Here is a 449-nt window from a genome sequence, read left to right on the forward strand (position 1 = left end):
GATCCTGACCTACATGTTCGCCGAACAGCGCTGCCACAAGTGCGAGGTGGAGGTCTACGCCTTCAACGACGCCTCGCTGGCCCTCTACCGCAAACTCGGCTTCGTGGAGGAGGGCCGCCTGCGCCAGCACGAGTTCTTCGCGGGCACGTACCACGACGTGGTCCTGCTGGGCATCACGGCGGACGAGTACTGGGCGGGGCGGACGCGGCCCTCACTGCGCTGACGCCGCGCCCACGCCACCCGTACGGACCCCTGACGATCAGTGGGCCCGCTGCCCCGTCGAGGCGGCGGAGCTCGCGAACTCGAACTTGAAGTGGGTGCCGTCCAGTACGTCGCTGGCGATGACCTTCCACTGGCCCGCCGTGGTGGTCTTGTAGGCGCTCTGGCAGTAGTTGAGACCACCGCTGCTGCTGTAGAAGCAGACCCGCACCCTGCGGCTGGTGTTGGTC

Annotated in this window: 2 protein-coding genes; one reads left to right on the top strand and one right to left on the bottom strand. The window is 67.3% G+C overall.

What is annotated here, in order from left to right:
• Nucleotides 1–223: GNAT family N-acetyltransferase (locus AC0AIB_RS31315; RefSeq protein WP_465098096.1), on the top strand; the 223-nt coding region annotated here is incomplete at its 5' end.
• Nucleotides 224–259: 36 nt separating this feature from the next.
• Here AC0AIB_RS31315 and AC0AIB_RS31320 read toward each other — a convergent pair.
• Nucleotides 260–449, bottom strand: a 190-nt coding sequence (locus AC0AIB_RS31320) for a hypothetical protein (protein WP_465098097.1), incomplete at its 5' end; no start/stop codon positions are given.

This window comes from Micromonospora sp. DSM 43699 (assembly GCF_055517075.1).